This window comes from Kitasatospora sp. NPDC059160 (assembly GCF_042755465.1).
Classification (GTDB): Bacteria; Actinomycetota; Actinomycetes; order Streptomycetales; family Streptomycetaceae; genus Kitasatospora.
Genome location: NZ_JBHZCN010000047.1, coordinates 18,999 through 44,236 on the forward strand (window position 1 = coordinate 18,999; position 25,238 = coordinate 44,236).

22 protein-coding genes and 1 pseudogene are annotated in these 25,238 nt (G+C 74.5%); 9 read left to right on the forward strand and 14 right to left on the reverse strand.

What is annotated here, in order from left to right; translation table 11 throughout:
• Window positions 1-19 precede the first annotated feature (19 nt).
• Together ACFXOZ_RS21055 and ACFXOZ_RS21060 are read left to right on the forward strand one after the other, a co-directional pair.
• Window positions 20-1,531, forward strand: a complete 1,512-nt coding sequence (locus ACFXOZ_RS21055) for an ABC transporter ATP-binding protein/permease (protein ID WP_380591972.1) — start codon at window positions 20-22, stop codon at window positions 1,529-1,531.
• On the forward strand, window positions 1,528-3,150 hold the full coding sequence (locus tag ACFXOZ_RS21060; RefSeq protein WP_380521810.1) for an ATP-binding cassette domain-containing protein: 1,623 nt from the start codon (window positions 1,528-1,530) through the stop codon (window positions 3,148-3,150). The genes ACFXOZ_RS21055 and ACFXOZ_RS21060 overlap by 4 nt, the downstream gene beginning before the upstream one ends.
• A gap of 71 nt (window positions 3,151-3,221) precedes the next feature.
• Here the strand turns inward: ACFXOZ_RS21060 and ACFXOZ_RS21065 are convergent, their stop codons facing one another.
• Complete coding sequence (locus tag ACFXOZ_RS21065) at window positions 3,222-4,094, reverse strand: hypothetical protein (RefSeq protein WP_380591974.1); 873 nt, start codon at window positions 4,092-4,094, stop codon at window positions 3,222-3,224.
• A gap of 343 nt (window positions 4,095-4,437) precedes the next feature.
• Here ACFXOZ_RS21065 and ACFXOZ_RS21070 point away from each other — a divergent pair, with 343 nt between their 5' ends.
• Window positions 4,438-7,179, forward strand: coding sequence for a BREX system ATP-binding domain-containing protein (locus ACFXOZ_RS21070; RefSeq protein ID WP_380521814.1), 2,742 nt, complete (start codon window positions 4,438-4,440; stop codon window positions 7,177-7,179).
• Window positions 7,180-7,313: 134 nt separating this feature from the next.
• Here ACFXOZ_RS21070 and ACFXOZ_RS21075 read toward each other — a convergent pair whose 3' ends face one another.
• From ACFXOZ_RS21075 to ACFXOZ_RS21105, 7 genes are all read right to left on the reverse strand, one after another.
• A complete protein-coding gene (locus ACFXOZ_RS21075; RefSeq protein ID WP_380523291.1) occupies window positions 7,314-8,237 on the reverse strand; it encodes a VOC family protein in 924 nt (307 codons plus the stop codon).
• A 43-nt stretch (window positions 8,238-8,280) separates the two neighbouring features.
• Window positions 8,281-9,021 (reverse strand): YoaK family protein, encoded by a 741-nt coding sequence (locus tag ACFXOZ_RS21080; protein WP_380591976.1) that lies wholly within the window; start codon window positions 9,019-9,021, stop codon window positions 8,281-8,283.
• Complete coding sequence (locus ACFXOZ_RS21085; protein WP_380591978.1) at window positions 9,002-9,529, reverse strand: DoxX family protein; 528 nt, start codon at window positions 9,527-9,529, stop codon at window positions 9,002-9,004. Before ACFXOZ_RS21085 ends, ACFXOZ_RS21080 begins: the two co-directional genes overlap by 20 nt.
• Window positions 9,530-9,587: 58 nt before the next feature.
• Window positions 9,588-10,250 (reverse strand): hydrolase, encoded by a 663-nt coding sequence (locus tag ACFXOZ_RS21090; protein WP_380523294.1) that lies wholly within the window; start codon window positions 10,248-10,250, stop codon window positions 9,588-9,590.
• Between the two features lie 96 nt (window positions 10,251-10,346).
• Entirely contained in the window at window positions 10,347-12,209 is a 1,863-nt protein-coding gene (locus ACFXOZ_RS21095; protein ID WP_380592030.1) for an amidohydrolase, read from the reverse strand.
• 297 nt (window positions 12,210-12,506) lie between these two features.
• Window positions 12,507-13,343, reverse strand: coding sequence for an alpha/beta fold hydrolase (locus ACFXOZ_RS21100; protein WP_375884210.1), 837 nt, complete (start codon window positions 13,341-13,343; stop codon window positions 12,507-12,509).
• A gap of 134 nt (window positions 13,344-13,477) precedes the next feature.
• A complete protein-coding gene (locus ACFXOZ_RS21105; RefSeq protein ID WP_380591980.1) occupies window positions 13,478-14,065 on the reverse strand; it encodes a TetR/AcrR family transcriptional regulator in 588 nt (195 codons plus the stop codon).
• A 90-nt stretch (window positions 14,066-14,155) separates the two neighbouring features.
• Between ACFXOZ_RS21105 and ACFXOZ_RS21110 the strand changes: the two are divergent.
• Window positions 14,156-14,695: pseudogene (locus ACFXOZ_RS21110) on the forward strand (SDR family NAD(P)-dependent oxidoreductase); the annotation flags it as partial.
• 386 nt (window positions 14,696-15,081) lie between these two features.
• Here ACFXOZ_RS21110 and ACFXOZ_RS21115 read toward each other — a convergent pair.
• On the reverse strand, window positions 15,082-16,062 hold the full coding sequence (locus tag ACFXOZ_RS21115) for an alpha/beta hydrolase (protein WP_380591982.1): 981 nt from the start codon (window positions 16,060-16,062) through the stop codon (window positions 15,082-15,084).
• An 87-nt stretch (window positions 16,063-16,149) separates the two neighbouring features.
• Here ACFXOZ_RS21115 and ACFXOZ_RS21120 point away from each other — a divergent pair, with 87 nt between their 5' ends.
• Window positions 16,150-16,410 carry a TetR family transcriptional regulator gene (locus ACFXOZ_RS21120; RefSeq protein ID WP_380591984.1) on the forward strand — a complete coding sequence of 87 codons (261 nt, stop codon included), beginning with the start codon at window positions 16,150-16,152 and terminating at the stop codon, window positions 16,408-16,410.
• On the opposite strand, the gene ACFXOZ_RS21125 is transcribed toward ACFXOZ_RS21120, so the two are convergent.
• Genes ACFXOZ_RS21125 through ACFXOZ_RS21135 form a run of 3 tightly spaced genes read right to left on the reverse strand, consistent with a single transcriptional unit; the run spans window position 16,411 to window position 18,967 of the window.
• Window positions 16,411-17,883: an aldehyde dehydrogenase family protein gene (locus tag ACFXOZ_RS21125; protein ID WP_380591986.1), complete on the reverse strand. Its 1,473-nt coding sequence runs from the start codon at window positions 17,881-17,883 to the stop codon at window positions 16,411-16,413.
• Window positions 17,880-18,062, reverse strand: a complete 183-nt coding sequence (locus ACFXOZ_RS21130) for a hypothetical protein (protein ID WP_380591988.1) — start codon at window positions 18,060-18,062, stop codon at window positions 17,880-17,882. Before ACFXOZ_RS21130 ends, ACFXOZ_RS21125 begins: the two co-directional genes overlap by 4 nt.
• On the reverse strand, window positions 18,059-18,967 hold the full coding sequence (locus ACFXOZ_RS21135) for an alpha/beta hydrolase fold domain-containing protein (protein WP_380591990.1): 909 nt from the start codon (window positions 18,965-18,967) through the stop codon (window positions 18,059-18,061). The genes ACFXOZ_RS21130 and ACFXOZ_RS21135 overlap by 4 nt, the downstream gene beginning before the upstream one ends.
• Before the next feature lie 62 nt (window positions 18,968-19,029).
• Here ACFXOZ_RS21135 and ACFXOZ_RS21140 point away from each other — a divergent pair, with 62 nt between their 5' ends.
• Window positions 19,030-19,932: a LysR family transcriptional regulator gene (locus ACFXOZ_RS21140; protein ID WP_380591992.1), complete on the forward strand. Its 903-nt coding sequence runs from the start codon at window positions 19,030-19,032 to the stop codon at window positions 19,930-19,932.
• Window positions 19,933-20,008: 76 nt separating this feature from the next.
• On the opposite strand, the gene ACFXOZ_RS21145 is transcribed toward ACFXOZ_RS21140, so the two are convergent.
• Window positions 20,009-21,253: a serine hydrolase domain-containing protein gene (locus tag ACFXOZ_RS21145; RefSeq protein ID WP_380591994.1), complete on the reverse strand. Its 1,245-nt coding sequence runs from the start codon at window positions 21,251-21,253 to the stop codon at window positions 20,009-20,011.
• A gap of 193 nt (window positions 21,254-21,446) precedes the next feature.
• Here ACFXOZ_RS21145 and ACFXOZ_RS21150 point away from each other — a divergent pair, with 193 nt between their 5' ends.
• From ACFXOZ_RS21150 to ACFXOZ_RS21160, 3 genes are all read left to right on the forward strand, one after another.
• On the forward strand, window positions 21,447-22,733 hold the full coding sequence (locus tag ACFXOZ_RS21150) for a sensor histidine kinase (protein ID WP_380592032.1): 1,287 nt from the start codon (window positions 21,447-21,449) through the stop codon (window positions 22,731-22,733).
• Window positions 22,718-23,362, forward strand: coding sequence for a LuxR C-terminal-related transcriptional regulator (locus ACFXOZ_RS21155; protein ID WP_380591996.1), 645 nt, complete (start codon window positions 22,718-22,720; stop codon window positions 23,360-23,362). The genes ACFXOZ_RS21150 and ACFXOZ_RS21155 overlap by 16 nt, the downstream gene beginning before the upstream one ends.
• A 281-nt stretch (window positions 23,363-23,643) precedes the next feature.
• Window positions 23,644-24,189 carry an RICIN domain-containing protein gene (locus ACFXOZ_RS21160; protein WP_380591998.1) on the forward strand — a complete coding sequence of 182 codons (546 nt, stop codon included), beginning with the start codon at window positions 23,644-23,646 and terminating at the stop codon, window positions 24,187-24,189.
• A gap of 79 nt (window positions 24,190-24,268) precedes the next feature.
• Here the strand turns inward: ACFXOZ_RS21160 and ACFXOZ_RS21165 are convergent, their stop codons facing one another.
• Complete coding sequence (locus tag ACFXOZ_RS21165; RefSeq protein ID WP_380591999.1) at window positions 24,269-24,931, reverse strand: TetR/AcrR family transcriptional regulator; 663 nt, start codon at window positions 24,929-24,931, stop codon at window positions 24,269-24,271.
• Window positions 24,932-25,238 lie beyond the last annotated feature (307 nt).

Below are 25,238 nucleotides of genomic sequence, written 5' to 3' on the forward strand. Positions count from 1 at the left end.
CCGGCCCGGCGGGGGCGTCATGGCGGAGGTCCTGGTCGGTGCCGGGCTGGTGCCGGCCGGCCTCGCGCTCCGGTCCGTGCTGCTGTCCGCCGCCGACGCGGCCGCCGCCCGCGGCGCCCGCCGGGTGCGTACGGCCCTGCGCGAGCGGCTGCTCGCCGCGGCCCTGCCCGCGCACGGGCCCGCCCGCGCCGGTGTCGACGACGCCGCCCTCGCCGAGTCCCTGACCGGCGAGGTCGCCCGGCTCACCGAGTGGCTCACCGAATACGTCCCGGCCCGGACCACGATGCTCCTGGGCAGCGGCCTGACCCTCGCCGCCATCGCGGTCCGCAGCTGGTTCGTGGCCCTGATCCTGGTCGCCGCCACCCCGTTGCTGCCCGCCAACCTGAAGGTCATCGGCCTGGGCACGCAGGTCGCCGTGCACGCGCAGCTCACGGCGGTGCGCCGCCACGGCGCACGCCTGCTCGACCAGCTGCGCGGCCTGCCCACCCTGATCGGACTGGGCGCCCGGGACACCGCCGCGAGCACGCTGCGCGAGGACGACGAGGAGCTGGCGCGCCGCACCCAGGCGGTGCTACGGGTCGCCTTCCTCTCCACCGCCTGGATCGAACTGCTGATCACCGGCACCCTCGCCGTGGTCGCGACCTACTGCGGCCTGGCACTCCTCGACTACCTCCAACTGCCGCTGGTACCAAGCAGGATGGACCTGGACACCGCGCTCTTCGTGCTGGTCCTCACCCCCGCCTACTTCGCCCCCGCGCGCGCCCTGGCGTACGGCTACCACGCCCGCGCCGAGGCCCGGGCCGCAGCCGAGCTGATCGACGGGGTCCTCGCCGGCGGCGCTGCGGATCCGGACCCGCCCGTGCCGGCCCGCCGCACCGGCGGCGCCATCGGCGTACGGCTGGACCGTGCGACGGTCCGTCACCCCGACCGTGAAGACCCGGCACTGGACGACGTGACCCTCCACCTCGCCCCCGGCACCCTCCTCGCCGTCACCGGCCCCAGCGGCGCGGGCAAGTCGACCCTGCTCGCCGTCGCCGCAGGCCTGGCCGAGCCCACCGCCGGAACCGTCGCCCACGCGTGGGAGGGCACGCTCCACCCGCCCTCACCCGCGTCCGTCGCCTGGGTCGGCCAGCCCGCGCACCTGCTGCCCGGCACCGTCCGGGACAACCTGCTGCTCGCCCGCCCCGGGGTCACCGACGCGGAACTCGCCGACGCCTTCCGCGCGCTCGGCTTCGGCGACGTGCTCGACGACCTGCCGGGCGGACTCGACACTCCGCTCGGCGAGCGCGGCAGCGGGCTCTCCTCCGGCCAGTCCCAGCAGCTCTCGCTGGTACGGGCCCTGCTCCGGGACGCCCCGCTGCTCTGCCTCGACGAGCCCACCGCCCACCTCGACCCGGTGGCGGAGGCCCGCGTGCTGACGGCCCTGCGCACGCTGACCCGCGGCCGGACCGTACTGCTCGCCACCCACAGCCCCGCGCTGCTCCCCCTCGCGGACCGCACGATCCGCCTCGACCGGGGGAGGGCCCGATGAACGCCTGGACCCTGCTGCGCCGTGCGGTTCCCCGCCGCGACCTGGCCGTCGGCATCGCGCTGGCCGCGGCGGCCGAGGTGAGCGCGGCGGCGCTGCTGGGCCTGTCCGGCTGGTTCCTGACGACCTGTGCGCTGGTGACGCTGCTGGCCGACACCACCTGGTCGTGGATGTACCCGTCGGGAGGTGTCCGTGCCCTGGCCCTGCTGCGCACCTCGCTGCGCTACCTGGAACGGCTGGTCAGCCACCGGGTCGTCCTCGCCACGACCGTGACGCTGCGCGGCCGCCTGGTCCGGGGCGCGGGCGACCTGAGCGCGCGCGAACTCCGGGCCCGACGCGACGGGGCACTGCTGGCCCGCCTGACCACCGATGCGGAGACGGTGGCCGGGCTGCCCGCCCAGGTCGTCGCGCCACTCGCCGGCTGCGCCGTCACCGCGGTACTGGTGGAGGCGCTGCTGCTGGGGGCGAGCCCGCTGCTCGGCGCGGCCGAGCTCGCGGTGTTCGCGGGCGGCACCTGGTGGGCGGTCCGCACCGGCCGCCGGGCCCGACGCCACCTCGCGAGCGCCGCCGACGCCCGCACCGGCGCCCGGACGGACCTGATCGCCGCCAGGGCCGCCTTCAACGAACTGCGCTGCCTGGACGCGGTGCCGCAGACCCGAGGCGTCGTCGCGACGGCGCTGGAGCGCGAGGAGGCGGCCACCGCCGCCGCGGCGGCCGAGCAGCGGACGGGCCGGCTGGGCCTGCGGCTGCTGGCCGCCCTCGGCCAGGGCCTCGCCCTGCTGCTCGCCCTGCGGGCGGGCGGCTGGTCGCAGCCGGTGGCCGACGTCGTCGGCGAGGTGCTGCTGCTCACGGCGGTGTGGGACCTGCTGGACCGCTTTCCGCAGCTGCTCCAGGACCTGGCCGCCGCCCAGGACGCGGCCGCGCGCCTCGGCCCGCTCGCCGCGACCCCCGCCGACCGGCGACAGCCCACGCCCACGGGGGGCGCTCCGGTGCTCACCGTGGCAGGCCTCCCCACTGCCGACGGCGGACGGCCGCTCTCGTTCGCCGTCGAAGCCCCCCGCCTGGTCGTCGTCACCGGTCCCAACGGCAGCGGGAAGTCCACCCTCCTCGGGCAGTTGGCCGGACGGCTGCCGACCGCCTCCGGCCGGGTGCGGCTGGGCGGCGCCCCCGTCGCGGACCTGCCTGCCGAGGCCGTCGCCGATGTGCTCACCCTGGTCGAGGCCGACGACTGGCTCGCCGACACGACCGTCTCGGCCAACCTGTGCCTGGCCGCGCCCCACGCCGACCGAGGGCAACTGCGCGCCGCCCTGGCAGCGGTCGGCCTCGACGGCCTGCGCCTGGACACCCCGGTCGGCCCCGGCGGCCGCGCCCTGTCCCAAGGACAGCGGCGCCGCCTCACCGTCGCCCGCGCGATCCTGCGGCGTCCGCGCATCCTGCTGCTCGACGAACCCACCGCCGGACTCGACCGCCCGACCGCCCGGGCCCTGCTGCGCGAGCTGCGCCGCGCGCTGCCCGACTCGGCCCTGGTCCTCGCCGTGCAGGACCAGGACCTCGCCCTGCTCCCGTGGCGACCGGACACCACCGTCCCGCTGACCGGTGCGAGGGCTCCTCAGCCGGCCTGAGGAACCGACGGAATCCCGCGCGGACCCGGGGGCGTTCCGGATCGGGACGGGGGAACAGGTCGGCCGGGTTCTCAGTCGACGTGCAGGGTGAGCTGGGCGGTGTGCAGCTGCCCGGCCGCCTGGAACTGGAGGAAGACCCGCCAGTTGCCCGGCTCGGGGAGCAGGGCGTGGAACGTCAGCGTCGGCCCGCCGTGATCACCGTCGACCGCGTCGGCCGGGTGGAGGTGGGCCAGTGCCTGGTCGCCCTCGTGGAAGGCGCTGAGGTGGGCGTAGGCGTCCAGGTACGGCTGGAGGTCGGTCAGCGGTCGGCCGTCCCGGCTCACGGTCGCCGTCAACTGGTGTGCGCCGGACATCGGTCGGGCGTGCAGGGAGACGGTGTAGCCGTCGACCGTGGTGGTGTCGCTCGGGGTGGGCAGGGGCACCGGGACGGCAGGGCCGGGCACCGTGACGGTGCGGCTGAGGACGAGCTCGGCGGCGTGGGCGCCGGTGTTCGGGATGAAGTCGGCGTACAGCCGCCAGCTGCCCGGGGTGAGGGCCGCCAGGTCGGCGGTCCAGGTGCCGTCCTCGGCCATCTCCGGGTGCAGGTGCTGGAAGCCGGTGAGGTCGCTGCGGATCGCGTAGAAGTGCAGCTTCTCGGTCTGGTGGACGGCGAAGTCGGTGACCGGGGCACCGCCCGGGCCGGTGACGGTGAACCGGAAGGCCGTCGGTCGCCCGGCGGGCACGCCGCAGGTCGCGGCGGAGAGCCGGTAGCCGTCCTGCTCGGCGGCGAGACCGCGGGCAGGCCCCGGGGAGGTGGCCGCCGCCGCAACCGGCGGGGGAGCGGGGGTGGCGGCCGGGGCCGACGGGGCGGGCGAGGCCGCGGCCATCCCGAGCAGGAGCAGCACGGGCACGCAGGAGGCGAGCAGCCAGCCTCGGGAGAACGGACGAGCAGGCGGAGCGGTCATGGGCAGGCCCTTCCGGTTGCGGGCGCGTCGGAACGGACGCCGTCCGAGGCCGAAGGGATTCGGCCCCGCTGCACAGGAGAACGCTGCCGCCGCGCGCGATAACCGAAAGTCGGCGTCCGCCGTACCGCCCCGCGGCCACCGGGTGACCCCCGTCCTCGCCCGACGAGAGCCCGGGCCGACGCGAACCGGGGAGCCGAGGGGTGCGGCGTCCGTTTGTGGGCGGAGCGCCGGTGGGGCCTCGCTCGTTCATGGCTCTGACCAGGGAGGATTCGGTTGCGGGGGCCTGACAGGTTGTAGCATCGGGTGCTCGCCGGACGGGTCGGGCGGACCTGAGGGGGAGTGCGTGACGGACGGTGGGCGGGGCCGGGCCCTGGTCGGGCGGCAGCGGGAGACGGAGGTGCTCACCGCGGCGCTGGTGCAGGCGGTCGACGGCCGGAGCGGTTCCACGGTGCTGCTGCGGGGCGAGGCCGGGGTCGGCAAGAGCACGCTGCTCGGCTGGGTCGAGCGGGCGGCGCGCGAGCGCGGGTTCACCGTGCTGCGGGCGGTCGGCACGGAGGCGGAGACGGACCTCGCCTTCGGCGCGCTCCACCAGGTGTTCTGGCCGCTGCTGCGGCGGTCCGGCGCCCTCTCGGCGCACCAGCGCGAGGCGCTGGAGAGCGCGTTGGGCGTGCGGTCCGGCACGCCGACCGGATTCGCCGTCGGTGCCGCCGCGCTCACGCTGCTCGACGAGGCGGTGCGGACGGCCCCGGTGCTGCTCGTCCTGGACGACCTGCACTGGATCGACTCGTCGAGCGCGACGGTCTTCGCGTTCCTGCACCGGCGCAGCGCCGACCTGCCGCTGGTGATCGTCGGGGCCGGGCGGCCGGACGGCCCGGCCGACCGGACCTGGTCGGCCGAGACCTGGTCGGCCGAGGCCCTCGACCTGCGGGCGCTGCCTCCCGTCGACGCCGCGCTGCTGCTGGGCGCCCACCACCCCGACCTCGCGGCGACCACCCGGGAGCGGGTCCTCGCCGAGGCGGCCGGCAACGCGCTGGCGCTGGTGGAGCTGCCGCGCCAGCTGGCGTCCGCGCAGCAGCGGGGACTCGCGCCGCTGCCGGAACCGCTGCCGCTGGGGCGGAAGCTGGAGCGGCTGTTCACGGACCGGCTGGAGACGATGACGCCGGAGGTCGGACGCCTGCTGCTGCTGGGCGCGCTGGCCACCGGACCGGAGTTCGGCGGGGCCGCGTGGCTGCGCGCGGTCGCGGACGACGGCGCGCGGGAGACCCTGGCACGGATCGAGGCGGACGGTCTGGCCCGGCTCGACGAGGCCGGGCAACTGGCCTTCCGGCACCCCCTGGTGCGCGCGGCGGTGGTCTCGGCGGCCTCGGACGCCGAGCGCCGGGCGGCCCACCGCACCCTCGCCGCGGTGCTCGCGCCCGACGACCCCCGGCGGCTGAGCCACGAGGCCTCGGCCGCCTGGCTCCCGGACGAGGACCTGGCACGCCGCCTGGAACGGGCCGGGCGCGAGCTGGCCGGGCGCGGGGGCGACGCGGAGGGCGCGCTCCTGCTCGAACGCGGCGCCGGCCTCAGCCCCGGCTCCTGCGACCGCGCCCGCCGGCTCACCTGGGCCGCGGTGATGGCGGCCCGCGGTGGTCAACTGCGGCACGCCGCGGCCCTGGTGGAGGAGTTGCGGACCAGTACGGTGCCCCCGGACGTCGCCCCGCTGTTCGGGTACGCGGTGGTCTACGCCGACCAGAGCCACCACGTCGACTTCGAGTCCTCCGCCACGCTGCTGCCCGCGGCCCTCGACGCGTTGACCGAGCCGGGCGCCGACACCTTCGGCGGCCTCACGGAGCAGGTCTTCTTCAAGCTGCTGCTGGCCGCCGGCTACACCGACGACCCCCGGATCTGGCGCGCCCTGGAACGGCACCGGGACGGCGTCCCGGAGGTGGGGCGGCTCTGCCTGCGGGCCTGGACCGACCCGGGGCCGGACGCGGCCGCCGCCCTGCGGCGGGCGGCCGAGGCGATGACGGAGGAACAGGAGGCCGGTGCCGCCTGGCTCGTGCTGTGGACGGCGTCGGCGCTCGACTGCCCCGAGAGCGACCTCTGGCAGCGCGTCGCCGGGCTGCACGGCTACGCCACCCAGGGCTCGGTGGCGAAGGCCAAGGCCCACCAGGACTATCTGCTCGGGCACTGGGACCAGGCCGCCGTCAGCCTGCGCGAGGCCGAGATCGCGGACGAACTGGGCTACCACACCAATGCGTTGATGTTCCGCCAGTACCATGCCCACTTCCTGGCCGGGCGCGGCGACGAGGCCGGGCTGAGGGCGGTCGACGAGGTCGTCCGGCCCGTCGCCACCCGGGCCCGGCTGCGGTACGTCCTCGACCGGCTGACCCACCTGCGCGGGCTGGCCGCGCTCGCCCACCGGCGCTACGAGGAGGCGTACGGGCACTTCTGCGGGCTCACCCCGCCCGGACTGCTGCCCGCGGGCCCGCCCTGGTACCACGCGCTGGTCCTCGACCTGGTGACGGCGGCCGTGCACACCGGCCGGCGGGACGAGGCCCGGGCCCACCTGGCGGCGGCGCGCGCGGCCCGCTCCGCGGAGATCTCCGACCGGCACGCCTTCCTGTTCGCGGCCGCGGTCGCGCTGGCCGCCGAGGACGACGAGGCCGAGGAGGCCTACCGGACCGCGTACGCCGTGCCGGGGGCGGAGCGTTGGGCGTTCGAGCTCGCCCGGCTGCGGCTCGCCCACGGTTCGTGGCTCCGGCGGCGCCACCGGGCCGGGGCCCGGGGGGTGCTTCGGGTGGCGCAGCACGTGTTCCGGCGCCTCCGGGCCGACCCGTGGACGCGGTACTGCGAGGAGGAGCTCCGGGCCGCGGGAGACCAGGTGGCGCTGCCGCCGGGCGGCCCGGCCGCGGAGCCCGGCGGCCTCACCGGCCAGGAGCTGCGGATCGCCCGACTGGCCGCGACCGGCCTGACCAACCGGGAGATCGGGCAGCAGCTCCAGCTGTCGCCCCGGACGGTCGGGGCGCACCTCTACAAAATCTTCCCGAAGCTCGGCATCACCTCGCGGGCCGCGCTCGCGCACGCCCTCGGCAGCGGCTGAGCTCCCGAGTCGCCCGCCGCCCGCCGCCCGCCGCCCGCCGCCCGCCGCCCGCCGCCCGCCGCCCGCCGCCGGACGGCGGACGCCGCGGAACCGGCCCACTCCGTTCTGGGGTGGGCCGGTTCCGGGGAGGCGGGTCACCGGGCGGTGTGGACCTCCGCGAGGTAGCCGCCCGGGAACCGCACCATCGCGCTGTCCCGGCCGCCCGCCGTGACCGGTCCCCACAGCACCGAGGCGCCGGCCGCCTTCGCCCGGTCCAGGGTGGCGCCGAGGTCGGCGACGCCGTAGCCGGTCAGCTCGCGGCCGAACGGGTGCGGCAGGTGGCCGTCCGTCACGGTGACCGTGGTGGTGCCGAAGCCCGAGGTGAGGCGCAGCAGCCGGTACGTCGTCCCGGGCAGTCCGATCGCGGCGCCGTCGGCCCGCCGGTCGTCGGAGGTGATCCGGCCGCCGGTGAAGGCCAGGTAGCTGCGCAGGAAGGAGCCGACCGCGTCGGGGGACAGGTAGAGCCGGTTCTCCGGCACGCTCGCCAGGTCCGGGTAGGACGGCGGGGTGGTGTGCACGTAGAGCTGGGCGCTGATGCCGCCGGGGAACTGGACGACGGCGTCCCGGCCGATCGGGTCGGCGAACGGGGCGACCGTCACCGACGCCCCCTCCGACCGTGCGGCGGCGACGGCCCGGTCGAGGTCGGTGACCAGCCAGCCGGTGCGCTCGGTGCCGAACGGGTACGGGACGGGCGTGGTGTAGTCGAACACCGAGAGCGTGCCGACGGGGGAGAGCACCAGCTCCGAGAGCGTACGGCTGGGGGTCGGCGTCACCTGGGTGGCGTTGGGGCCGATCGTGGTGCCGCCGAAGGTGGCGACCCAACTGGCCACGAAGGCCTGCTCGGTGCCCGGTTCGACGTAGACGTGGGTGGAGTCGTACTGCGGGCCGACGGCGAACTGCCGGTGCGTGCCGGGTGCGCGAGCCGTGTCGCCGTAGGCCGCCGAGGCGGTGGGAACGGCTGTCAGCGCGGCGATCGCCGCCGCCAGTGGGACCAGCCGGCGGGCGAAGCCCTTCATCATGGGGAGGATCCTTCCGGTCGGGGCGTGTCGGGGTGTGTCGGGGTCAGGCCGTCGGCGGTGCCCAGTGGGCGTCCGGGGCGGAGACCCGATGGGCGGTCAGCGCGGTGGCCAGGAGGAGCAGGGCGGCCAGGGCGAGGGCCGTGGCGGGCCACCCGTGCAGGACGAGGACCGCGCCGGCGAGTCCGCCGAGCAGCATCGCGAGGGCGGAGAGGATCCGCCGCCCCGGGCGCGGGGCCGTGCCCCCGGCCGGGGCCGAGTCGGCGGCGAGGCCGGTCAGGGTGAGGGTCAGCACGGTGGTGGTCAGGTCGGGCACGCCCAGGCGCCTGGCCACGGCGTTCTGCAGGCCCATGCCGAGGCCGAGCAGGACGATCAGCGCGTAGTTCTTTTCGTCGCCCGCGCCGCCGTCGGCCAGGGCTGCGGTGACGGCGGCGGCGGCGGCCGTCAGCACCGTCTGGACTCCGGCGGCCCGGGCCAGCAGCCGCCCGCGGTGGCCCGCCAGGCGGCTGCCGAGCCGCCCGCCGGCGAGCGCGCCGGTCAGGAAGGCGGCCAGCGAGACCAGCGAGGCGGGGGCGGACAGCCCCGGGGCGCCCGCGAGCGAGAACCCCAGGAAGACCACGTTGCCGGTCATGTTCGCCACGAAGACGTGCCCGAGGCCGAGGTAGCTGACGGCGTCGACCACGCCGGTGGCCATGGTCAGCAGCAGCATCAGCGGGGGCAGCGGCCCGTGCCGGTCCGTGCGGGGCGGGGCGAGCGTCCGGCGGACGTCAGCCAGCAGTTCGCGCACCGGCCGTCACCCCCTCCGCCGTCGGCGGGCGGTGCAGGACGGCCCGGGTGAGCAGCCCGCTGGCCGGGCCGAGCGCGGCGCACGCGAGCGACAGCCACAGCGGCCAGCCGGTGAGGCCGACCGCGTGGTCGGCGGACCACCGGCCCGGCCCGGTGAGGGCGAGCGACCCGGCGGTGACGACCAGCACCAGCGGGTACTCGTAGCCGTCGTCCTGCACCCACAGTCCGTGCGGCCGCTTGACGGTGATCGCCACCGTCATCACGCCCATGGCGACCATGGCCGCCAGCGGGGTGAGCGCGCCCAGGGCCAGGAACAGGCCCGAACCGATCTGCCCGGCGCCCGCGGCGAGCGCGGTCAGCCGCCCGCCGGCGAAGCCGTCGTGCCGGAACTCCTCCGTCCCGCCCGCCAGGCCGTTGCCGCCCAGGCGGTGGCTCACCTTCTGTACCCCGTGGCCGGCGATGAGCAGGCCCACCACCACGCGGAGGATCAGCAGTCCGGTATCCGTCATGTCCTGTTCCTGGTCCCTGTGTTCCTGGTCGTTGTGTTCCGGCGTCCCCGAGGTGGGGTCAGCCGGCGGCGTGCTCGCCGATGACGGCCTGGGCGTAGACGACCCCGAGGCCGTAGGCGCCGGCGTGCTCCTTGACGATCTCCATGACGGCGCCGTAGGTCTCCGTCCGGGCCCAGTCGCGCTGGAGCTCCAGCAGCACCTGCACCCAGGTGACCGGCACGGCGCCGGCCTGGGTCATCCGCTGGATCGCGTGCTCGTGGGCCTTGGGGGAGACGCCGCCGGAGGCGTCGGTGACGACGTAGACCTCGTAGCCCTGCTCGATCATCGACAGCACGGGCAGGACCAGGCAGACCTCGGTCCACAGCCCGGCTATCACGACCTTGCCGCGCCCGGTGGCCTTGACGGCCTCGACGACCGCCTCGTCCTCCCAGGCGTTCATCGAGGTGCGGTCGAGGATCTTCGCCTCCGGGAAGACCGCGCCCAGCTGCGGCAGCAGCGGACCGGAGAAGGACTCGGCGGCGACGGTGGTGAGCACGGCCGGGACGTCGAAGGCCCGGGCGGCCTTGGCGAGGCCGACGGTGGCGTTGATGATCGCGGTGCGGTCGCCGCTGCCGGTGCCGAAGAACATCTGCGGCTGGTGGTCCACGAACAGTACGACGGCGTTGTCAGGGGTCAGCAGGTCGGGGCTCGGGGTGGCGCTGACCTGGGTCAGGTCGACCATGGTGGTGGTCCTTTCGGTGCGGGCCGGAGGAGTCCGGCGCGTTTCGGGAGGTCCTGCGCACGGTGGTCCGTGGCGGAGGTTCGGGGGGCGGTGCGGTCAGAGCACGAAGCAGGGGTCGAAGGGCTGCTGCCGTTCGGCCGTCAGGCCGCGTTCGACGCGCCAGTGGCGGTGCAGCTCCGACTCGGCGACGACCTGTCCGAGCAGTTCCGCCTGGCGGGCGCCCGCGCCGGAGGCCTGGTAGCCGCCGAAGCGGGCCACCGGGCTCCAGGCCGGGCTGACCGGCGGGAGTTCCTCGTCCAGGCCCTCGTACTCGGCCGCGGCGTGGACGATCCGGCCGCCGACGACGGTCAGCACGGACTCGATGTGCGGGATGTCCTGCTCGGGCACGGTGAAGTAGTCGTCGGTCAGGACCGCCAGGTCGCCGTAACAGCCGTGCCGCAGCACGCCCTTGACGTCCTGCTCGCCGGTGAGCGCGGCGCCCGCCGTGGTGTACATCGCGAGGGCGGTCGCGCGGTCGACCCGGTTCTGCGCCGGCCGCAGCGCCCGGCCGCCGACCGTGCGGCCGGAGACCAGCCAGTGCAGGGCGACCCACGGGTTGTACGAGGAGACCCGGGTGGCGTCCGTCCCGGCGGCCACCGTCAGGCCGCGGTCCAGCATCGCGCGGATCGGCGGGGCCTCGGCGGCGGCGCCGGGGCCGTAGCGGCGCTCGAACACCTCGCCCTGGAAGGAGAGCCGGTTCTGGACGGACAGCGAGCCGCCGAGCGCCGCGATCCGGTCGAGGCTGTCCGGGGAGACGGTCTCCGCGTGGTCGAAGAGCCACCGGTTGCCGGCGGGGAACAGCCCCTCCGCGGCGAGCTTCTCGAAGACCGCGAGGTCACGCCGGATCGTCTCGTCGTAGGTCGCGTGCAGCCGGAAGCCCCAGCCGTGTTCCATGAGCAGCCGGACGGCCTGCTCGAACTCGCCCTCGTAGTAACCGAGTTCCGGGCGCGGCTCGGCGAAGTTCTCGAAGTCGGCGGCGGCCCAGGTGAGGTTCTCGCCGGCGCCGTTCAGCCGCAGCCACGCATCGCCGTCCCCGGGCCGGACGGTCCCGATCCAGCGGGTGAGGTCGTCGAGCTCCTGGCCGGCGGTCTGCGGGAACAGGTGGTAGGCGATCCGCAGCGAGAGCTGTCCGTCCCGGGCGAGTTCGGTCACCGTGCCGTAGTTCTCGGGGAAGTTCTGGAAGCCGCCGGCGGCGTCGATCGCGGAGGTCAGCCCGAAGCGGTTCAGCTCGCGCAGGAAGTGCCGGGTGGAGGTGCGGCGGTCCTCGCCCTCCAGGGCCGGGGCCTTGGCGAGCGTCGAGTAGAGGATCAGGGCGCTCGGGGCGGCCAGCAGCATGCCGTTGGGCTCGCCGCCGCGACCCCGGACGATCTGGCCGCCCTTCGGGTCCGGGGTGCGCGCGGTGAAGCCGGCGGCCTTGAGCGCGGCGCGGTTGAGCACCGCCGACTGGTAGAGGTGCAGCACGAACACCGGGGTGTCCGGCGCGGCCTCGTTCAGCTCGGCGGGGGTCGGCAGCCGCCGCTCGGCGAACTGCTCGGCGGACCAGCCGCCCACGACGCGCACCCACTGCCCCTTCGGGGTGCGGGCGGCCTGCTCCCGGAGCATCGCGAGCGCCTGGCGCAGCGACCGCACGCCGTCCCAGCGCAGCTCCAGCACGTAGTTGAGGCCGCCCCGGATCACGTGCAGGTGCGCGTCGTTGAGGCCGGGCACCACGCGTCGGCCGAGCGCGTCGACCACGGTGGTGGACGGGCCGATGACCGGGGCGACGTCCGCGTCCTCCCCGACGACGGTGATCACGCCGTCGCGGACGGCGAGGGCGCCGGCCCGGGGGCGGCGGGCGTCGCCGGTGTGGATCCTGGCGTTGCGGACGACGACGTCGGCGGCGTCCTCGACGGAGCGGGGCGTCAGCCCGCCGACCGGCATTGCAGGCACCTCGGAGGCCTCCTGTCACAGGGGTTGGGGTGGCCGCCCTGGGGCGGGCGGCGGAGGGCGGCGGCCGGGCGGGCCGGGCGTTGGCCCGGCGTTCCCGATCACATGACAGAACGTTAGATCCGTTGCAGGGCAAGGAGTTTGCGCACAGTGCACCGCCTCCGTTCCGTCCGCGCACCGCTGTCCCCGGAACGGTTCCGTACGGGCCCCGGAACGGCCGGGGCCCCGGCCCCTCCGCCGTCCGGTGGGACGGGGAGGGACCGGGGCCCGGGGCCGGGACCGGCCGTGCGGTCACTTCGCGAGGAAGGCCAGCAGTGCCTCGTTGACCTCCTCGGCGTGGGTCCACAGCAGGCCGTGCGGAGCGCCCTCGATCTCCACGTACTCGGCGGAGGGCAGGGCGCGGTGGAACGGCCGGCCGGTGCTGTCGATCGGCAGGATGCGGTCGGCGGTGCCGTGCACGATCAGGGCCGGCACGTCGATGCGCGGGATGTCCGCGCGGAAGTCGGTGTACCAGGTGGACGGCGCGGCGGCGGAGGCGTGGGAGCCGCTGGCGGCCGCGGTGTTCCAGCTGTTGCGGACGGCCTCCTCGCTGATCCTGGTCCCGAGGTTCTCGTCCAGGTTGTAGAAGTCCCGGAAGAAGGCGGTGAAGTAGGCGTAGCGGTCGGCCTTCACGGCCGCGACGATGCCGTCGAAGAACTCCTGCGGGGCGGCGCCGTCCGGGTTGTCGGCGGTCTTGAGCAGGCACGGCTCCAGCGAGCCCAGGAACGCGACCTTGGCGATGCGCGCGGAACCGTACGCGGACACGTAGCGGGCGACCTCGCCGGTGCCCATCGAGAAGCCGACCAGGACGACCTCGCGCAGGTCGAGGGTGTCCAGCACGGTCTTGAGGTCGGCGGCGAAGGTGTCGTAGTCGTAGCCGGTCGTGGGCTGCGAGGACCGGCCGAAGCCCCGGCGGTCGTAGGTGATCACCCGGTGGCCGGCGGCGAGCAGCGCGGCGCTCTGCCGCTCCCAGGAGTGCCCGTCGAGCGGGAACCCGTGGATGAGGACGACCGGCTGCCCGGAACCGTGGTCCTCGTAGTACAGCTCGACGGGTGCGGAGTTCTCCTGGCCGACGGTGATGAACGGCATGGGCGGTGCTCACTCTCTCTTGCGTGCAGCGGGCAGCCGACGGTCGGTGCGGCTGCGGTTCACGACACGCTAGGGCCGCTCGTGCCGGGCCGGTTGCCGCTGAGCGCACCGAGTGTTGTCCGGCAGCGCCGCCTTCACCGGCCGTCGGTTCGGACCGCGGTGAGGCACTGGTCGTAGAGCTCGGCCAGGTCGAGTCGGCCCTCGTGTTCGGCCCAGAGTTCGGTCGCCGTGTCGACGCAGGCGAAGACCGTCGCGACGATCGCCCTGGCGCGCGGGTCCGGCGCCTGATCGGGGGCGGCGCCCAGCCGGGCCTGGACGGCCGGGACGAGCTGGGCCTGCCAGTTCAGCCGCTTCTCGATGGAGCGGGCGCGCAGCGACGGAGTGCGGAAGATCAGGCGGCACAGTTCGAGCGCCCGCTCGGGGGTGTGGTTGGCGGTCAGGACGGTCTGGAACCCGGCCCGCAGCGCGTCCCAGGCGTCCACCTCGGCCGGCTGCCCCTCGACGGTCTGCCGCAGGAGTTCGCCGAGCGCGTCCTGGTCCCCGCAGACCAGGTCCTCCTTGGTCCCGAAGTAGCGGAACAGGGACCGCTGGGAGATGCCCGCCTCCCGGGCGATCTGCGCGATGGTCGTCTGCTCGTAGCCCTGTTCGGCGAACAGCCGGAGCGCCGTGTCGAGGATCTCCTGGACGGCGGCCTGTCGTGAGCGGTCCCACAAGGTCGTCATGGGAGTCCAGACTACCCCGCCTCTGGACAGTGACCGCCTACCTGGCATTAACTGCCAGGTAGGCAGTGACTGCACACGAGGGAGCCTGTCATGACAGCCGTCGACTACCACGGCCGGACCGCACTGATCACCGGCGCCAGTGCCGGCCTCGGCGCCGAGTTCGCCCGCCAACTCGCCGCCCGCGGCTCCGACCTGGTCCTGGTCGCCCGTCGCCGGGACCGCCTGGAGGCCCTGGCCGCCGAACTGCGCGACCGCCACCGCGTCCGGGTCCACGTCCTGGCGGCGGACCTGGCCGACGCCCACGCCGGGCAGACGCTGGCCGACCAGGTGGACCGGCTCGGCCTGGACGTCACCAGCGTGGTCAACAACGCCGGATTCGCCACCTTCGGCCCGTTCCACGAGGCCGATCCGGCGCGGCTACGCCAGGAGATCGCCGTCGACGTGACCGCGGTGGCGGACATCAGCCGGGCGTTCATCGGGCGGTTGCGCGCGGCGGGATGCGGGGTGCTGGTCAACGTGGCCAGCATGGCCGCCTACCAGCCCAACCCGCGGATGGCGGTCTACGGCGCGACCAAGGCGTTCGTGCTGAGCCTCACCGAAGCGCTGTGGGAGGAGTCGCGCGGCACCGGGCTGCGGGTGCTGGCGCTGTCCCCCGGCGCGACCCGGACCGAGTTCTTCGAGGTCGTCGGCACCGAGCGGGCCGCCGGCGGCACGAGGCTCGCCGCGCCCGTGGACGTCGTCCGCACCGCGCTGGCCGCCCTGGACCGGGGCAACCCGCCGCCGAGCGTCATCGCCCGGGCGGATGAACCGGGTGCTGGCCGTCCTCGCCCGACTGGCGCCCCGGCGGCACGTCGTCAGGGCGGTCGGCCGGATGACCGCCGCGGGGGCGTGAAGCGCACCGGGGGCGACTCCTGCTCCGCGCGGTCGACCGGAGAGCAACAGGGAGCTCACCAGGCCGACCGGCCCGCCGCCGATGACGAGGACGTCGGTGTCGGTCACGTGTTGGATGCTGTCGTTCACCGTGCCTCCTCCCACGGCGAACGGTCGTCGCGGCCCGCGCTGTGGTCGGGCCGGGCGTCAAGGGCGGTGGACAGGGCTGAGAACGCCCGTGCCAGGTCGTCCTGGGTGGAGGGGACGGCGCGGCGCAGCAGCACGAAGGCGTGGACGTGCCCGGCGGCTTCGAGGAAGGTGGTCGGCACGCCTGCCGTGACCAGGGCTGCCGCGTAGGCGCGGCCCTCGTCGCGGACCGGGTCCTCGCCGGCGGTGACCACGACGGCGGGCGGCAGGCCGGTGAGGTCGCCGAGCAGCGGGGAGGCGCGCCGGTCGCGGCGGTCGGGGCGGTAGTGGTCGTAGTACCAGCGTCGTCCGGCTTCGGTGAGCAGCCGCCCTCCGGCGAACTCGTCCTCGGAGGGGTAGCGGCGGGTGAGGTCGGTGGCCGGGTAGACGGCCATGTGCGCCCGGACCGGCAGGCCGGCCGGGGCGTCGCGCAGCGCCATCGCCGTCACGATCGCGAGCGTCCCGCCGGCGCTGTCGCCGCAGAGCACCAGGGCGTCGGCGTGGCAGCCGAGTTCCGCGGGGCGGGTGGCGATCCAGCGGGCGGCGTCCTCGGCGTCCTCCACGGCCGCGGGGAACGGCGCTTCCGGGGCGAGCCGGTACTCGACGAGCACGACCGGCAGGTCGAGGAGCCGGGCTGCCTCGGCGGCGAACGCGCGATGCGTCTCCAGGTCACCGGTGACGAACCCGCCGCCGTGGTACCAGACGACGACCGGTCCGGCCTCGCGCGCCCCTCGCGGGTCGAGCAGGAGGCCGGCGATCGCTCCGGAGCGGGTCGGTATGGTCAGCGCCCGCTGCACGGCGATCTCGCCGACGGGCCGGTCGGCGGCCTTGACCTGCTCGCGCAGGCCGGCGCGTGCCTGCTCGGGGGTCAGCTCCTCGAGGCCGGGCGTGTCGAGGGCGGCGAGGTAGGCGAGGAGTGCCTCGACTTCGGGACGGGGCATGGCTGCCTCCCTGAGTGATGTCAGTTTCTGACATCGCGGACGCTAGCACTTGACGTCAGAATCTGTCATCACTGGCAGTGTCGAAGGATGAGCCGTTGGGAACCGGGAAGCCGTACGAGACTCCAGGGCGCCGCGCTCGACCTGTTCTCGGAGCGCGGCTGCGCCGCGACGACCACCGCGGCCATCGCCGAGCGGGCGGGCGTCACCGACCGCACGTTCTACCGGTACTTCACGGACAAGAGCGAGGTGCTGTTCGGTGACGAAGGCCGGATCGAGGGCCTGCCGGCCGAGGCGGTGACCGCGTCCGCGATCCAGGACGCCCACGACGCGGTCGGCATCAGCGTGTGATCACCCGTGGACTTCGGTGACGGCGCGCCAGGTCGGTACGGTGGCGAGCCCGGTGGGGAAGCGTACCGACTTCTGGTAGGTGAACTCGCGGAGGGTGTCGATGGCGTGCTCGCGTCCGTAGCCGCTGTGTTTGGTGCCGCCGAAGGGGGTGCCGAGCAGGCCGCGGAAGTAGTTGTTGACCAGCACCATCCCGACCTCCAGTCGCCGGGCGACCCGGAACGCGGTCGCGCTGTCGCGGCTGTAGACGCCGGCCAGCAGGCCGTAGTCCGACTCGTTGGCGATCTCGACGGCTTCGTCCTCGGAGGCGAACACGGTGACCGTGGCGACCGGGCCGAAGATCTCCTCGGTCGCGATTCGCATGGTCCGGGTGACCGCGGTGAACAGGGTCGGCGGGACGAAGAAGCCCCGCTCCAGTGCGGGGTCGGCCGGCAGGTCGCCCTGGGCCGCGATGGTGGCGCCCTCGGCCAGGCCGAGGCGGAGGTGGTCGAGTACCCGCTGCTGCTGCGCCCGCGAGACCAGGGGCCCGACGTGGGTGGCCGGGTCCGCGCCGTGCCCGGTGCGCAGCGCGCGGACGCCGGTGGCGAGGCGCTCGACGAACACGTCGTGGACGTCGCGGTGCACCAGGATCCGGGAGGCCGCCGTGCAGGCCTCGCCCTTGTTGTAGAAGGCGCCGTCGAGCGCGTCGCGGGCGGCGAGGTCCAGGTCGGCGTCGGCCAGGACGAGGAAGGCGTTCTTCCCGCCGAGCTCCAGCAGGGTCGGGGCGAGGCGTTCGGCGGCCGCGTGCGCGACCGCTCGGCCGGTGGTGGTCGAGCCGGTGAACGAGACCATCCGCACCAGCGGGTGGGCGACCAGGGCCCGCCCGGCGACCGGGCCGGTGCCCGGGACGACGTGCAGGACGTCCGCCGGCAGTACGGTGTTCAGCAGCTCCACGATCCGCAGCACCGTCAGCGGCGCCTGCTCGCCGGGCTTGAGGACGACGGTGTTGCCCGCCGCGAGGGCCGGGGCGATCTTCCCGCCGGTGTGGATCGGCGGCCAGTTGAACGGGATGATCCCCGCGACGACGCCCAGCGGCTCGCGCACCGTGGAAGTGTAGACGGGCCCGGATTCGTAGAACTCGCCCGGCAGTTTGTCGGCCAGCGACCCGAAGAACCGGAACACCCCGACCAGGAATCCGACGTCGTGCAACCGGGCGTCGGCGACGGGCTTGCCGTTCTCCCGCGACACCAGCCCGGCGAGCTCGTCGGCGTGTGCTTCCAGGACGTCGGCGCCGCGCAGCAGCAGCGCGGCGCGCTCGGCGGCGGGACGCCACCGCCAGTCCTGGGTGAAGGCGCGGTGGGCGGCCCGCACGGCGGCGTCGGTCTCGGGGACGCCTCCACCCTGGACGGTGGTGATCACGTCGCCGGTGGCGGGGTCCTCGACGGTGAACCGATCCTCGGCCCGGTCCGAGGACCAGCGGGTGGTGGTGGGGGTCATGGCAGCGGGACCACCTTTCCGTGGCTGTGAAGGGTTTCGACGAGTTCGAAGGCGCGCCGGACCTCGACCAAAGGGAACCTGGCGGCGATCGGCGGTTCGACCACTCGGTAGGCCGCCGACCCGTCGGGCAGATCGGGGCCGTAGCCGTCGAACCGCACCGCACGCATCGTCGTGCTCACCGGGAGCCTCCGGAGGCGAAGGGGGTGGCCAGGAAGTCCGTCACCCGCCGCAGCGCGGCCTCGCCCTCCTCCAGCACCGCGGCGAAGGCCTGGAAGACGTGCGGGACGCCGGGCGTGACCTCCAGGCGGACCAGGACGTCGTCCGTCGCGGCGCGTGCCGCCAGTCGGAGCGCGTCGTCGAGCAGCAGTTCGTTCGAGCCGACCTGGATCAGCAGCGGCGGGAGGCCACGGAGGTCGGCGAAGACCGGGCTGACCAGCGGATCCGACGGGTCGCCGGTTCCCACGTAGTCCCTGGCCCGCACCGCGATGGCCTCGGGTGTGAAGGACGGGTCGGCCGCCCGCTTGGTCGCCATGCTCGTCCCACTGAGCGTCAGGTCGGCGTACGGCGAGAACAGGACGCCGGCCGAGGGCATCGGCAGGTGCTGGGCGCGGGCGGCGACCAGCATGGCGACGGCCAGGCCCGCACCGGCGGACTCGCCGACCACGGCGACGACGGCCGAGTCCGCGCCCGTCTCGTCCAGCAGCGCGCGGTAGGCGGCCAGGGCGTCGTCCAGCGCGGCGGTATGGGGGTGCTCGGGCGCGAGCCGGTAGTCGACCGAGACGACCCGTCGGCCGGTTCGCCGGGCGACGTTCGAGGCCAGGGCGGCCGAGGTGCGGGCCGAGCCGAGCACGTGGAAGCCGCCGTGGAACCAGAGCAGTGTGCCGCTCGGGACGGTGCCGTCGATGGTGATCTCCAGGACGGGGACGCCGCCGAGGCTGCCAGGGGTGAGGACGACGTCCTCGGGCAGCGGGCGGGAGGTGAGCATGCGGGTGAAGACCTCGCGCTGCTCCAGGTGGTCGCCGCCGATGTCCAGCGGGCCGGTACGAAACATGGTGTCGAGCGCGTCGCGCTGTTCTCTGCTCATGCGAGAAGCCTCCTCCGACCTGGAGCTATGCGGCAATGCCATATCCCGCATACGCTCTATGCGTGCCACGCATAGAGTCGGTCGATCTGAACCTGCTGGCCCCGCTGCACGCGCTGCTCGAAGAACGGCACGTCTCCCGGGCAGCCGAGCGGCTGCACACCAGCCAGCCCTCCATGAGCCGGGCACTGCAGCGCCTGCGCGCCACCCTCGGCGACGAGTTGCTGGTGCGCGGGCCGGGCGGGTACCGGCTCACCCCGCGCGCCGAGCGCATCCGGAGCGAGTTGCAACAGGCGCTCCCGCGCCTCGAGCACGTCTTCTCCGGCGAGGCCTTCGATCCCGCGACCGCTGCCCGGGCCTTCCGGCTCGCCGGAACCGACTACACCGTCGCGGTGCTCAGCGGGGCACTGCTCGGGCGACTCCTCGAGCAGTCGCCCGGCTCGACGGTGCTCTTCTCCCGCTGGCACCACGCCGTCTTCGCCGATGCCGAACACGGCCTGGTGGACCTGCTGATCCACGGCGGTACACCGCCACCGCCGCTGCGCTCGCGCGTGCTGTTCGAGGAGGGCTACTCCTGCCTGATCTCCAGTCACCACCCGCTCGCCCAGCGCCCGGCCCTGTCGCTGGCGGACTACCTCGACTGCCTCCACACTGTCGTGGACGTCACGGACGGACGGCAGGGGCACGTCGACCGGCGCCTCGAAGCGCTGGGCCGCCCGAGACGGGCCAGCGTGACCGTTCCGTACCACGCGGCGGCCGCAGCCGCGGTCCCGGGCACCTCGCTGGTGGCGACGCTGCCGACCGAATTCGCGGTCCGGCAGGCGGTTCCGGGCGTCACCACCGTCCTGCCGGCGCCGGAGGAGATCGGCTCGATGAGCTATGCGATGTCCTGGCACCCGCGCCTGGACGACGACGCCGCGCACCGCTGGCTCCGCGACACGATCGTCTCGACGCTGGGCGCGGGCTGACCGGGCTGACCGGGCCGCCCCGCGCCCCCGGGGCCGGATCACACCCGGCCGCCGGTGGGTGCGGCGGCCGCCCGGCTCAGCGGGCCGACGGCGACGAGGCGGCGGGGAGGGGCTTGTCGAACATGGCGCAGACGGCCGCGTCGACCAGGGCCTGGTGGGCGGCGGCCGCCTGCGGGCGGGCCAGGTCGAAGACGGTCGAGGTGAGCACGGAGACCGTGCGCGTGCCGCTGTCGTCCGTGTAGGTCTCGCTGGAGTAGCCGGCCGCCTGGCCGTCGTGGCCCCACACCGTGCCGCAGGGGAGGACGACCTTGCGCAGGCCCAGGCCGTAGCCGTCTCCGTTCGGGGTGCCCGGGTCCTCGGGGACGGTGGTGCGCATCTCGGCGAGTTGGGCGGAAGGGAGCAACGTGCCCGAGAGCAGGGCCCTGTCGAAGCGGGCCCAGTCCTCGGCGGTGGAGACGATGCCGCCGGCGGCCCAGAGGGTGCTCTGGTTGACGACTGTGGTGTCCACGTCGGCGGGGCCGCGGTGCGGGCCGGCGAACGACGTCCCGGGCGGGGTGCCCTGGGGCAGCAGCGGGGCGAGGTGGGCGGCATCGGGTTCGTAGCCGTGCGCGAGGTGCGGGCCGGCCGTGTCGGTGGTGGGCAGGTAGGTGCCGTGCAGGCCGAGCGGGCGGGCGATGCGCTGCTGGATCAGGTCCCCGAGGCTCTGGCCGGTGGCCTTCTGGAGGATCAGGCCGAGGGCGATGTAGTTGGTGTTGCTGTACGAGAACCGGGTGCCGGGCGCGAACAGCGCGGGCTGGGCGCTGCCGGCGGCGAGCAGCTCCTCGGGCGTCCACCGGTGGGCGTCCTGGCCGGTGAAGGCGGCCAGGACGGCGGGGGCGTAGAGGTAGTTGGCCAGGCCGCTGGTGTGGTTGAGCAGCATCCTCACGGTGATCGCCGACCCGTGGGGGACGAGGCCGGGCAGCCACCGCTCGACCGGGTCGGTGAGGGCGAGGCGGTGTTCGGCGACCAGCTGGAGGACGAGCGTGGCGACCATGGTCTTGGTGTTGGAGCCCATCCGGAACTCGTCACCCGCCGCGAGACGGTGGTCGGCCGTGGACCAGGAGGCCTGATCGGCGATCGTGAGCGGGTGGTGGCCGTCGTCGACACGGACGATCACGCCCGGAACGCCGGCGTCGACGGCGCGCCGGGCGAGATCGGCCAGTGGGCTGCGGGTGGGCGTCGCCGTGGCAGCCGCGCAGGCGCCGAGCGTGACCCCGAGCGCGGCGGTGAGGGCCAGGGCCAGGGTGCGGTATCGGCGCGGCGTGGTCGGGTGGGCAGTCATCGCGGTGTGCTCCTCGTTCGGCGAGAGCTGTTCGGGTACGACAACGAGCCTGCTGGCAGCAGGTGCGAAGCACACGGGTGCTGGGGAGTCGTCCGGGGGTGGAGAAAACCCCACCGGGGTCGGGGGGAAACCCCCGTGTGCGGGGCGGGGATGATCGGCCAGGCTGGAGGCGAGAGAGAAGGAGGTGGCCGTGATGGCCGGATCGGGCCAGGCGCGTACGGTCGCACACCCGGGCACGGCCGGTCGCCTCGCACTGCTGGGCCACGCCCTGCTGTTGTCGCTCGCCTCGACGGTCGGCGCCGTCCTGTGCTGCCTGTGGATCGCGGCGGTGGTACTGGTCCCGTTCGGGCTCGGGCTGCCGATGACCCTGCTCTGCGCCGTCGCGGTGCGCCGGTTCGCCGACCGGCACCGGCAGTGGGCCGCCCGGCGGCTCGGGGCGCCGATCGCCCGCCCCTACCTGCCGACCCCGCCCGGGAACCGGCTGACCCAGCTGCAGGCGGTGCTGCGCGATCCCGCGAGCTGGCGCGACTGCGCCTGGCTGCTCGTCAACTCGGTGTCCTGCTGGTTCACTTCCGGATTGTCGCTGATCCTCTTCCTGGCCGGGCTGTTCTACAGCGGCTACCCGCTGCTGGTAGCGGTGACGCCGTCGGAGGTGTTCCGCGAGCCGTTCGGGTTCTTCGCCGTGCACGGGCTCGGCCAGGCACTTCTGGTCGCCCTGGCAGGGCCGCTCCTCCTTGCCGCCTGGTACCTCTCCGGCGAATGGCTGGCGAAGCTCAACGCCCACGTGGCGCACGCCCTGCTGGCCCCGACCGACAAGGCCGAACTGCTGGCACGAGTGGATGAGTTGACTGATTCCAGGGCCGATGTCGTGGACGCCGGGGCGAGCGAGCTGCGGCGGATCGAACGGGATCTGCACGACGGCGCCCAGGCCCGGCTGGTCTCCCTCGGGATGAGTCTGGGCCTGGCCGACCGCTTCGCGGACGATCCCGAGACAGTCCGCAGACTGCTCGCCGAGGCCCGCGCCTCGACCGCCGACGCGCTGGCGGAACTGCGCGACCTGGTACGCGGCATCCACCCGCCGGTGCTGGCCGACCGCGGCCTGGACGGCGCGGTCCAGGCCCTGGCGCTGGCCAATCCGGTACCCACCGAGGTCGCGATCCGGCTGCCGGGAAGACTGCCCGCCCCGGTGGAGTCGGCTGCCTACTTCGTCATCGCCGAAGCCCTGGCCAACGCGATCAAACACGCCGGGGCCAGTCGGATCCGGATCGGCGTCGAGTTCGCCCACCCGCCCGTCCGGACCACCGGCGAGCTGATGATCACGGTGGCCGACGACGGCCACGGAGGTGCGAGGATCGACGACGGCGGCGGACTGCACGGCGTCGCCCGCCGCCTCGCGGCCTTCGACGGCATCCTGACCCTCGACAGCCCCGACGGCGGCCCGACCGAAGTGAGGATGTCGCTGCCATGCGTGTGGTCATAGCCGAAGACCTCGCCCTCCTCCGGGACGGTCTGGTGCGCATCTTCCAGGCCTACGGCTGCGAAGTCCTGGAGGCTGTCCGGGACGCCCCCTCGCTGCGCCGCGCCCTGACCGAGCACCACCCGGACATCGCCGTGGTCGACGTCCGGCTGCCGCCCACCTTCACCGACGAGGGCCTGCGCGCCGCGATCGAGGCCCGCCGACGCGTCCCCGGCCTGCCCGTCCTGGTGCTGTCCCAGTACGTCGAGCAGCTCTACGCCCGGGAACTGCTCTCCGACCGGGCCGGTGCGGTCGGCTACCTGCTGAAGGACCGGGTGATGGAGGTCGACCAGTTCATCGGCGCGGTCCGCCAGGTCGCCGCCGGCGGCACCGTGATGGACCCGGACGTGGTGACCGCACTGCTCGACCACCGCTCCGCCGACCCGCCGCTCCGGGCCCTGACCCCGCGTGAGCGCGAGGTGCTCGCGCTGATGTCCGAAGGGCGCACCAACGCGGCCATCGCCGCCCGCATGTTCATCTCGGAGAAGGCCGTCAGCAAGCACAGCAACAACATCTTCACCAAACTCGGCCTGGAGCAGTCCGAGCAGGACAACCGCAGAGTGCTCGCCGTGCTCGCCTACCTCCAGGCCTGACGGGCAGCCGGATTCGCCGCTACCACGTGACCGAGCGTGCCCGGCGGACGGGCCGTCATCCCAGGAGCCGGGCGGCAGTCTCGCTCGGAAGCGGGTCGGGCCGGGTAGCTGCTCGGTCTTACCGAAGGTTTACGCCCCTGGTGGGTGCTTGACCCGTCGGCACCAGCTGGATTGACTCGGAGTCACCGACATCGTCGCGCGGGGGCCGACGCACCGCAGGTGCCGACCGGGCATCGCAGCACCGGCTCTCCGCATACCCACAGATCGGGGTGGTCACGGTCATGTCCGCCGTTCAGAACATCGAGTCCCCGCTCCGCCGCACCCGCCGGGCGGCCGCGGCGGGAGCCGTCGCGGTGGCGGCCCTCGCCGCCACGCTGGTGGCCGGCAGCCCGGCACACGCCGCCGGCTACGACGGGATCCTGCGCAGCTGGGCGCAGGGCAACTGCCTCGACATCAAGCCGGGCAGCACCAGCGTCTACACCTCGCCCTGCGTGACCGGCGACAACTGGCAGCGCTGGCGGCTCGAATCGGCCGGCGCCGACGGCGCCGTGACGGTCGTCAACGACCAGACCAGCCTGTGCCTCGACATCCCGCCGGGCAGTTGGAACGGGTCGACGGGGGCGCTCTACGTGTCGACCTGTGTGTTCGGCGACAGGTGGCAGCAGTGGCAGACGAGCTCGATGGTCCGCCCGGACGGCAACCTGGCGGTCAACTTCCGGAACCAGGCCGTCCAGGCATGCCTGGACGCCAACCAGCCGCAGAACCTGCCGTTCATCAACTCGCGCTGCTACTACGGTGGTTACCAGGACTGGAAGCCCGGGTTCTGACCGGACGACGCGGTGTCGGCCGTTTGGCCGGGGGACTCCCCGGTGCGGCCGGCGCCGACCGGCACGGCGGGCGCGTCGGTCAGTCCTCCCGGGTCAGCCCCTGCAGCAGGTAGTGCAGCCCGGCGTCGATGGCCGCCTCGCGCTCGGCGGGGGAGCGGTGCGGCTGCGGGTCGAGCAGGATCGAGGCTAGGCCGTGCACGGTGGCCCAACTGGCCATGACCGCCGCGTCGGTGTCCTCGGCGGGCAGGCGCCCGACCGCGGTGAGGCGTCGCAGTGCGGCCAGCAGCAGGGCATCGGGCTTCGGGCGGTGGTCGGCGTCGGGGTCCGGCCGGTCCTCCTCGTGGCCCGGGGTGCCGACTCCGGCGGGGTTGCCGTCCATCGCCATCCGGAACAGGCCCGGTTCGGCGAGCGCGAAGTGCACGTACGCGCGCCCGACGTCGCGCAGGTGCTTGGCGGCGGCCACCTGCCGGTCGGCGGGCTCGGTCACCCCGGCGAGTTCGGCGGTCATCGTGGCGGCCATGTCGCGCAGTGCGTGCTGGGAGACGGCGGCCTTCAGTTCGGCCAGCGTGCCGAAGTGGGTGTACACCGCGTTGGGCGACACCCCGACGATCCGGGTGACCTCCCGGAGCACCACGGCCTTCGGCCCGCCCCGGCGGGCCAGTTCGGCCCCGGCCGTGACGAGTGCGGCCCGCAGCTCACCGTGGTGGTAGGTGGAACGGGTGCGCGGTGCCCTGGTGGCCATGCCGTCGATCCTGGCACGGATGATCCGGCCGCGGCCAGCGCCCCGGGGCCTCCGTTCTCGGTTGCCGGGTGCAGCCGGGGGCTGCCGCGTCGCGGCCGGTTCCCGGTCGGGGTGGGGGTCGGTATCGGTGTGCTGATCACGTCGCGAACCTCTGTGCGGGCAGGCGGAGTTGCGCGTGGGGGCGGGGGAGTGCCGCCGGGCGGCGGCGTGGCGGACGGAGGCGCGAAAGCCCCCGCTCCCTGATCTGGACATTGTCCAGATCAGGGAGCGGGGAACTCGGGTGTCAACGTGTGAAGGGTGTTCGGGG